This window comes from Brachyspira sp. (genome assembly GCF_029258575.1).
In the GTDB taxonomy this organism is placed as follows: domain Bacteria; phylum Spirochaetota; class Brachyspiria; order Brachyspirales; family Brachyspiraceae; genus Brachyspira.
The window spans coordinates 1-8,096 of record NZ_JARHYI010000152.1 but is presented as its reverse complement, the minus strand read 5'-3'; the positions used below and the strand labels follow the sequence as shown (position 1 = coordinate 8,096).

The window sequence follows — 8,096 nt, the reverse complement described above, 5'->3', positions numbered from 1 at the left end:
CTTAAAATCAAAATAATGTATTATTCCCTCTGGCTGAGTAAAGAAATTATGTTTGAATACTCCTTCTATATTAAATTTATCATCATGAGAAGGCAACTCTATAGATAAACTTTTTTTATTCCAAACATTAACTGTGTTATATTCTTCATTTAGCCTTTTAGTACCGAAAAAAAATATAAATAGTATCATCAATACTAAAGCAGTGATTATAGTTAAATATCTAATGAAAAAAGGTTCTATCTTATGTATATTCTCAAATTCTATTATGGATTTTTCTTTTATCTTCATTATCTAGTATATAGCCTTTTATATTAATGGTATTAATTATTTTATTTGTGTTAAAACTTTAGTGTTAAAAGAAACAGGTTTTTCTAAAATACTTAAAGGATCAAAAGTCATGTTTCCAGCTCTCATTTCCCAATGACAATGAGGACCAGTGGATATTCCAGTAGAACCTATCAAACCTATAACTTTGCCTTTCTTAACATATTGTCCTTCTTCTACTATTAACTTAGACATATGGAAATATGAACTGTATACCCCTTCGCCATGATCTATAACTACGCAGTTACCTCTTACAAATAATTCTCTTGATACTCTGACAACTCCATTATTTGCTGCCATTATAGGTGTACCATTTGTATTTGCAATATCAAAACCTTGATGATATCTAGCATAGTCTTTAGTATATCCTCTGAAAGCACCAAAACCTGAAGAATATCTTCCCTGAGAAGGCATTATATATACTTTATCAGCATAATTGGTAGGAGTGTAGCTTATATATATTTTCTCATTTAATAATTCTCTCTCTTCTTTTGATTTTTTAGGATTACTAATAATATTTCTCATAGTAGAAGTAACTCCCTGTATCTGTTTAGGTTTTGGAGGAGGCGGAGTAAAATCTAATTTTATATCTATTGCTACATTTAAAAGAGTTTTATCTTTCAATGTAATATCTGATACAAATTGATATTTTTTATCCTGAGAGCCTACATATATACCAAAGATACTTTTATAAACTTTCATATTTCTATCTGCATTTTTAACTTCAAAAAATTTTACTATAGGTCTGGCACTTCCTAAAAGTTTTGAATTTTCTATTTTTACTTCATCTTTTGAAGCTATGAATATAGTAGATACTTTGCCAGCATAGAATGGAAAAGGATCTGCATATATTTTTATATCATTATCATATTTTTTAAAATCTTCTAAAGAATTAAATGAATTATTTCTTGTATACATAGCTCCATTTATTAATACAGCATTTTGATTACTTATTTTTACTTTTGTGTTTGGAGCAATATAATAATATTTATTTGAAATTTTTATTTCAGCAAAGGCATTTTTTTCTGTTTCTATAATATCATTTGATAATACTTCATTAAATGTTTTTATATTTATTTTTTTTCCATCTCTTGTAACAGAAGTATTTCCAGTATATTGAATATTATTTTGTGAATATAAAGACAATGAAATTAAAAATATAATACTAAGAATATATTTCATAAAACCTCCAACCGCTATTCTTATAATTATTTTTTATATGAAGATTGATCTAATTTTAATAAATGTTCTTTAATGTCTCTATTGGTAGGAGCAAGTTCAAAGGCTTTTGTAAGAAATTCTTTAGCTCTTTCAAAATCATTTTTTTTGAGAAAAGCCCAGCCTAATGAATCTAAATATGCAGGATTATTAGGATCTATAGATAATGCTTTTCTAATTTCTTCTATACCTTCTTCTATATTTGTTTCAGTATCTGCGAGTATAAAACCCAAAGAATTTCTAGCATTTGCACTATTTGGATCAAGACTTACAGCTTTTTTTAGATGTTCTATAGCCTTTCTTATATTTACTTTTTTATAATAAACATATCCTAAAGCGGCATGTATTTGAGTATTTTCAACACCAGAAGATAAAGAATCTATAAGTTCAAATTCTGCTAAATCATACATTTCTTTAACGGCATATATATAACCAACTATGATATGAGCCTGCATAAGCCTTAAAGGATTATCAAGTCTTCTCATTATTTTATCGAATACTTGAAGAGTATTATCATAGTCTTGAATTTGGGCATAGGCTAATGCTAAATGATATCCAGACTCAACATCATTTTTTTCTGAGAAAATTTTTTCTAAAGAGTCTATAGCTTCTTTATAATTTTCATTTCTGAAGAATTTTATACCGTCTTCTAATTTACTTCTGCTAGAGCCTATACTCATATATACTCCTAATAATTTTATATATATTATATTGTATAATGTAAAAATCTCAATATATTTAAATAAAACTTTAATAAAAAAATTATGTAAAGTTTTATCTGTTTAATTATTTCTTATATGTTTTTTGAAAATTAATTTATAATTTCATACATCTTCTATGATATATATTTTAGTTTTATTAGCCAAATCATATTTTGAACTATTAATAGAAAATTGTATTATATTAAAAATATTTTATTTGTAAAGTTATAAAAATGCTTTATTTTGATAGTATAAATATTTTTTATATTAGCTTGACTTTTTATTATTTTTAGTATATTATTAATCACATCTAAAAACATGGCGGCGTCGCCAAGTGGTAAGGCAGGAGTCTGCAAAACTCTTATCATCGGTTCAAATCCGTTCGCCGCCTCATTTTCCTAATTATGAATGACAGCCGAGTAAAGAGATTATATTTATTCCTTATTTGTTTTGCTATAGGAACTATTGCTATATTAATTCAATTATTTAATCTAACTATAAAAGAAAGAAAATCTGTATCATCTTTAAGCGGATTAGACAGACCAAGAGGTACTATATATGATGCTAAAATGCGTCCTCTTACAATAAATATCCCAGCTTATACTATATATTTGGATACAGAATCTGTTTCATTAGATGGTAATGAAGAAGTTGATATTAATGAAGCTTATTCGCGAATTTTTAATATAATTGGCATTACCAAAGAAAAATTTAGAGAATTGTTAAGCACCAAAAGAAGAACCATAAGATTAGCACAGAATATAAATTTTGATTCGTATAAAAATATAAAAGAAATAAAAGATAAATATAATGTAAAAAGTATTTATGGTATAGAGAGTTATAAGAGATTTTATCCGTATGAAGATGTATTTGCTCATGTTATAGGTTATATGAATAGAACAGAAACAGAAGGCTATGCAGGGCTTGAAGCTACATATGAAGCTATTCTTTCATCAGAAAATGATAATCCAAAAGATATAGTATTAACTTTAGATAGAGATGTGCAAACTATAGTAAGGAATGAAGTATTAAAAACAGTAGCAGAGAAATTACCTCAATCTGTAACTGTTATAGTATCCGATGTTAATACTGGGGGAATAATAGCTAATTATTCGTATCCTTCATTTGATCCTAATAATCCTTTTATTTATGTTAATAATGAAAGAATGGATAGAAGTATAATGAGTACTATATATCCGGGAAGTACTATGAAAATATTTGCCGAGCTTGCTGCAATAGAGCAGGGTGTTGTTAATAGCGATGAGATTTTTCATTGTAATGGATATTATGATTATAGCAGGCAAACTAGAATACATTGCGATTATCCTCATGGTGATGTTGCATTTAATGATATATTGAAATATAGCTGTAATTTTGCAGTTGTAACTATAGCTGAAAGAATAGATAAGCAATTCTTTTATGATTATTTAAAAAGATTCGGTTTCGGATCGCCTACAGGAGTAGGACCATATAAAAATGAATGGAGCGGAATATATCATCCTTTAAATAAATGGCATAGATTTTCACGCGGTTATTTAGCTATAGGATATGATTTGAGTGTTACTCCTATGCAAATAGCAGCTTCATATTTACCTCTTTTAAATGGAGGTTGGAAAGTACCTATGCATGTAGTTAATTCTTTTTATGATGGTATAGAAAAGATTAGTGCTACAAACAATTTAAAGAGAACTAGAATCATAGATGAACAGTATTCGCAAATAGCTAGGGTATTGCTTAGAAAAGGAGTTGAATCTGGTTCTACAGGTCATAGAGCTAATTTGCTTAATATAGATGTTGTAGGCAAAACAGGTACTGCTATAACAGAAGTTTATAGAAATAATTCAGATGATAAGCCACAAAAATATTATCAATCTATATTTGTTGGAGGTTTTCCTCTTGAAGACCCTAAAATATCTATACTTGTACTTCTTGATGACCCTTTAGGAGCTGGAAGTCAGGCTGCGGGTAGGGTATCAGCACCTCTTTTTGCTAAAATTGCCAATCAGATTATACCTTATTTAGGTTTAATAGATGGTGAGATATATTCTATAAATACTAATGATTTCTTATCATTAATACCGCCTTCTATAAATATTACAAATAATATTATGCCTAATATTAAAGGTCTTTCTTTAAGAGATGCTTTAAATAATATATCATATATAGTATCAAATAATAATGCCAAAATATCTATACAAGGTGAGGGGTATATAACAGATTTTTCACCTCATGAAGGTACATATATCACTAATAATTCTATAATAAGGCTTTTATTGAAGCCCCCTATAAAGGAATGATAATTAAATATGTTTAATATACTTGCTTTTGGAGAAATTTTATATGATATTTATGATGGAGAATCAGTTATAGGAGGAGCTCCTTTTAATTATTCTCTTCAATTATCAAGACTTTTAAATAAATATGATAAATTAAAATTCATAACAGCATTAGGTAATGATGAATATTCTAAAAATGCTTTATCTTTTATTGATAATGAAAATATAGATAAATCTTTGATACAAATATTAAATAATTATGAAACTGGAAAAGCAACTGTATTTCTTAATGAAAATAAAATACCTGATTATATAATACATGAAAATGCTGCTTGGGATAATATTGAATATAATGCTAATTTAGAAAATGTATTAAAAGAAACCTATGATGTTTTTTATTTTAATATCTTATCTCAAAGAAATGAAAAATCGTATACTGCATTAAAAACTATATTCAAAAATATTAATGCAAAGTACAGAGTATGTGATGTAACATTTAGAAAAAATTATTATACTAAAGAAAAAATAAAGGAATCTTTAGAATTCATAAATATATTAAAAATCAATGATGATGAACTTGCGGTGATAAAAGACTTTTTTTATAGTTCTTTGGAAAATAATAATGAAATTTTATTAAAAGCAATTTCTAGAGATTTTAATATTGATTATGTATTTCTTACTCTTGGGGCATTGGGAGCTTCAGTATTTTATAATGGAGAATATATTTTTAATCCTTCTAATGAAGTTAATGTTATTGATACTGTTGGAGCGGGAGATTCATTTTGTGCTGCTTTGAGTTATGCAATAATTAATGGTATTGATATTAATGAAGTGTTAAAATTTGCTTCTACTGTATCTGAAGAAATTGTTCAAGTAAAAGGCGGCACATCCAGATATGATATTGAAAAGGTAAAATCTAAATTTAATTTATGATTTATGTTCTTCCAGTATAATATCTAAATTTTTCTTTTGTTAGAAATCTTAATGAAGTAAATTTTCCAGTATATTTTTCATTGTATATTATATTTTTTTTTATATCATCATAAAACTTCTGAAGATCATTTTGCAGCATATTGTCTATATATTTAGAATTATATCTTGATATATATTCATGTATTTGTCTGTTTATTAAAAGAGATATAAATTTTTTAGGTGGAGTATTATATTTAAGTAATGCCTGATATATTCTTATATTTTGTTTTATATGCGATTTCTCTTCTGATGTTTTAGCTTCTTTTTCTTGTTTTTCTAAATTATTTAAAGTATTTTTTATATTATTTATATTATTACTGTATATTTCTTTACCTTCATCTGTGAAAATATAATTAGCATCTATATAAAATACATATTCTTTATTATCAGATGATAGAATTTTATCAAATTTTTCAATTACTCTGAATTTTATATTAAGGTTATAATTATCCTGAGCAAAACTATATTGTATAGCTGTAAATATAAATATTATAATTGTAAAATAAAATTTCATATAATATTATTCGGAATTATTTTTATATTATTTTGGTATAGATGACAATAATCTAATAAAATCTCTGTCATTTGGAAATAATTTTAAAGCTTCCTCCGATATAGTACTTGCATTATTATATCTTCTTTGATTATATTCAGTAACTGCATAATTATAATATGATACTTTAAGATTTCTCTTCAAAACATCAGCACCTTCTCCAATATCTGATATTCCTGTTTTATATATTTCTATAGCATTAGGAAAATCTCTTTTACTCAAATATGAAGTGCCTATAGTATTATAATAATGTACTCTATTATTTTTTGTAATAGGATTTTTAGAATCAAATATAAAAGCTTCTTCTAATACTTTATATGAATCTTCAAAATTATTTTTATTTAAATAATCTAAAGCAAGCCTATTATAGGCATTAACTAAATTATCATTGTACATTTTAGTATTTGGAGATAAATAGTATGCTTTTTTAGCCATTATTAACTGTTTTTCTAAATCTTTTTCTATTTTTTTTAATGATATAGAGTTCGGATATAAAGTTGCTATTAATGTGAGTATATCAACATTATTTCTATCTCTATAATTTCCTTTAGGTACAAATGTAACTATAGTTGAAGTTCCAGTATTTCTTATTTCTTTTTGTCCTGGATCAAATCCCTTTGATAGTGTAGTTTCTACATCAACAGCCTTATTATCAGTGTATACAGTACAAAAAGAATGACTTGAAGTTAATACACCTCTAACTTTAAATCCAAATTCTGTATATAACAAAGAATATAATATACTTGAACTTAAGCAATTATATTCTCCTTTGTATATTAAATCCTGAAATAATGTTGAAGTTTCAAAATATTTTTTCAATGTACCGCTTGAATATAGCCAATTAAGTAATTTTTTACCAAATTCATATGAACCTTCTTTCACATATAAAGATAATTCTTTTTTTGCAAGATTCCTTATATCATTTAATTTTTGTCTATAAAATTCAAATTCATCTTTATCTGTAATTCCAGATGCTATTATGAAACCATCATAATGAAGTTCTAAATCATTAGTTTCTCCATTATCTATTTTTGTAAAGAAGTCATATTCTAATTCTGTAAGCTCTCCAGCTTCGAATTTTATTTTGTCAGATGGGTTTGAATATATTATAGAATTAGTGATAATTAATAAAAATAAAATTGCTTTAATGCAGTATTTCATACAGCCTCTATGATTTTAAAATTTATTCTGATAAATTATCAAGCTCATCTCTATATCTAGCTGCATCTTCATATCTTTCTTCTTTTACAGCTTGTTCTAATAACTTCTGTAATTCTTCTCTATTTTTTTTATTATTATTTTCTTTGATATCTGATTTATCTGTTTCATAATTATCAATATCATTAATTTCTTCTTTCTTTATAAAAATATTTTCAGCATTATTTTCTTTAAGATCTTCTCTGTCAAATCTTTGATATGTAAAAGGTATTCCATCTTTAACTTTCATTAAGCTATCATTTTCTTCTAATATTATACCTGATTTTTCTATTATATGTTCTTCTATAAATATTGGTGTTTTGAATTTTAAAGAAAGGGCTATAGCATCGGAAGGTCTTGAATCAATGAATATATTCTTATCATTATGTTCTATAACTAATTTTGCAAAGAAAGTATCAATATGTACATTATCAATAATTACATTTATAAGTCTTATATTGCAATTATTAAATATACTGTATACTATATCATGAGTAAGAGGTCTTTCAATTTTGTACCCTATAAGACTTGACATTATAGATTGGGCTTCTAAATATGCTATTGATATAGGAACAACTTTATCTGATTTTTCAGGCTTTAAAATAACCACAAAGCCTTTATCTGTAATTGCCAAATTAAGTATTTTTGCTTCTACCACTTTTATAAACCTTTTTATATATAGTTGTATAATATTAATATATATATATTATTTGTCAAGGTAATTTTTTTTATGCACGGGAGCCAGAGATATTTCCTTTAAGTATTCCTTATTTTTTTGAAGTATAACATAGGAGTATCATAATTTAAAGCGGAATGTATTCTTTTATGATTCCAAAAATTATTATATTTTATTAA

General features: G+C 25.5%; 7 protein-coding genes, 1 tRNA gene and 1 pseudogene. 3 read left to right on the top strand and 6 right to left on the bottom strand.

The annotated features are described in order from the left end of the window. From Q1J76_RS11900 to Q1J76_RS11890, 3 genes and pseudogenes are all read right to left on the bottom strand, one after another. A pseudogene (locus tag Q1J76_RS11900) lies at positions 1 to 288 on the bottom strand (hypothetical protein); the annotation flags it as partial. Between the two features lie 36 nt (positions 289 to 324). Then, positions 325 to 1,506, bottom strand: coding sequence for a M23 family metallopeptidase (locus Q1J76_RS11895; protein WP_300370695.1), 1,182 nt, complete (start codon positions 1,504 to 1,506; stop codon positions 325 to 327). 26 nt (positions 1,507 to 1,532) lie between these two features. After that, positions 1,533 to 2,222, bottom strand: coding sequence for a tetratricopeptide repeat protein (locus Q1J76_RS11890; protein WP_300370693.1), 690 nt, complete (start codon positions 2,220 to 2,222; stop codon positions 1,533 to 1,535). Between the two features lie 341 nt (positions 2,223 to 2,563). Between Q1J76_RS11890 and Q1J76_RS11885 the strand changes: the two genes are divergently transcribed. The 3 genes from Q1J76_RS11885 to Q1J76_RS11875 all read left to right on the top strand — a co-directional run bounded on the left by Q1J76_RS11885 (position 2,564) and on the right by Q1J76_RS11875 (position 5,452). Then, positions 2,564 to 2,634: transfer RNA gene (locus tag Q1J76_RS11885), tRNA-Cys, on the top strand. Positions 2,635 to 2,647: 13 nt separating this feature from the next. After that, a complete protein-coding gene (locus tag Q1J76_RS11880) occupies positions 2,648 to 4,540 on the top strand; it encodes a penicillin-binding transpeptidase domain-containing protein (RefSeq protein WP_300370691.1) in 1,893 nt (630 codons plus the stop codon). A gap of 9 nt (positions 4,541 to 4,549) precedes the next feature. Continuing rightward, a complete protein-coding gene (locus Q1J76_RS11875; RefSeq protein WP_300370688.1) occupies positions 4,550 to 5,452 on the top strand; it encodes a PfkB family carbohydrate kinase in 903 nt (300 codons plus the stop codon). Position 5,453: 1 nt separating this feature from the next. On the opposite strand, the gene Q1J76_RS11870 is transcribed toward Q1J76_RS11875, so the two are convergent. Genes Q1J76_RS11870 through Q1J76_RS11860 form a run of 3 tightly spaced genes read right to left on the bottom strand, consistent with a single transcriptional unit; the run spans position 5,454 to position 7,899 of the window. Continuing rightward, positions 5,454 to 6,005, bottom strand: coding sequence for a hypothetical protein (locus Q1J76_RS11870; protein WP_300370685.1), 552 nt, complete (start codon positions 6,003 to 6,005; stop codon positions 5,454 to 5,456). Between the two features lie 27 nt (positions 6,006 to 6,032). Beyond that, on the bottom strand, positions 6,033 to 7,205 hold the full coding sequence (locus tag Q1J76_RS11865; protein WP_300370682.1) for a tetratricopeptide repeat protein: 1,173 nt from the start codon (positions 7,203 to 7,205) through the stop codon (positions 6,033 to 6,035). 22 nt (positions 7,206 to 7,227) lie between these two features. After that, on the bottom strand, positions 7,228 to 7,899 hold the full coding sequence (locus Q1J76_RS11860; protein WP_300370679.1) for a bifunctional nuclease family protein: 672 nt from the start codon (positions 7,897 to 7,899) through the stop codon (positions 7,228 to 7,230). Positions 7,900 to 8,096: the final 197 nt, after the last annotated feature.

Coding starts and splice junctions, on each gene's coding strand:
- Q1J76_RS11895 (WP_300370695.1), bottom strand. CDS start 1,506: ATGAAATATATTCTTAGTATTATATTTTTAATTTCATTGTCTTTATAT.
- Q1J76_RS11890 (WP_300370693.1), bottom strand. CDS start 2,222: ATGAGTATAGGCTCTAGCAGAAGTAAATTAGAAGACGGTATAAAATTC.
- Q1J76_RS11880 (WP_300370691.1), top strand. CDS start 2,648: ATGAATGACAGCCGAGTAAAGAGATTATATTTATTCCTTATTTGTTTT.
- Q1J76_RS11875 (WP_300370688.1), top strand. CDS start 4,550: ATGTTTAATATACTTGCTTTTGGAGAAATTTTATATGATATTTATGAT.
- Q1J76_RS11870 (WP_300370685.1), bottom strand. CDS start 6,005: ATGAAATTTTATTTTACAATTATAATATTTATATTTACAGCTATACAA.
- Q1J76_RS11865 (WP_300370682.1), bottom strand. CDS start 7,205: ATGAAATACTGCATTAAAGCAATTTTATTTTTATTAATTATCACTAAT.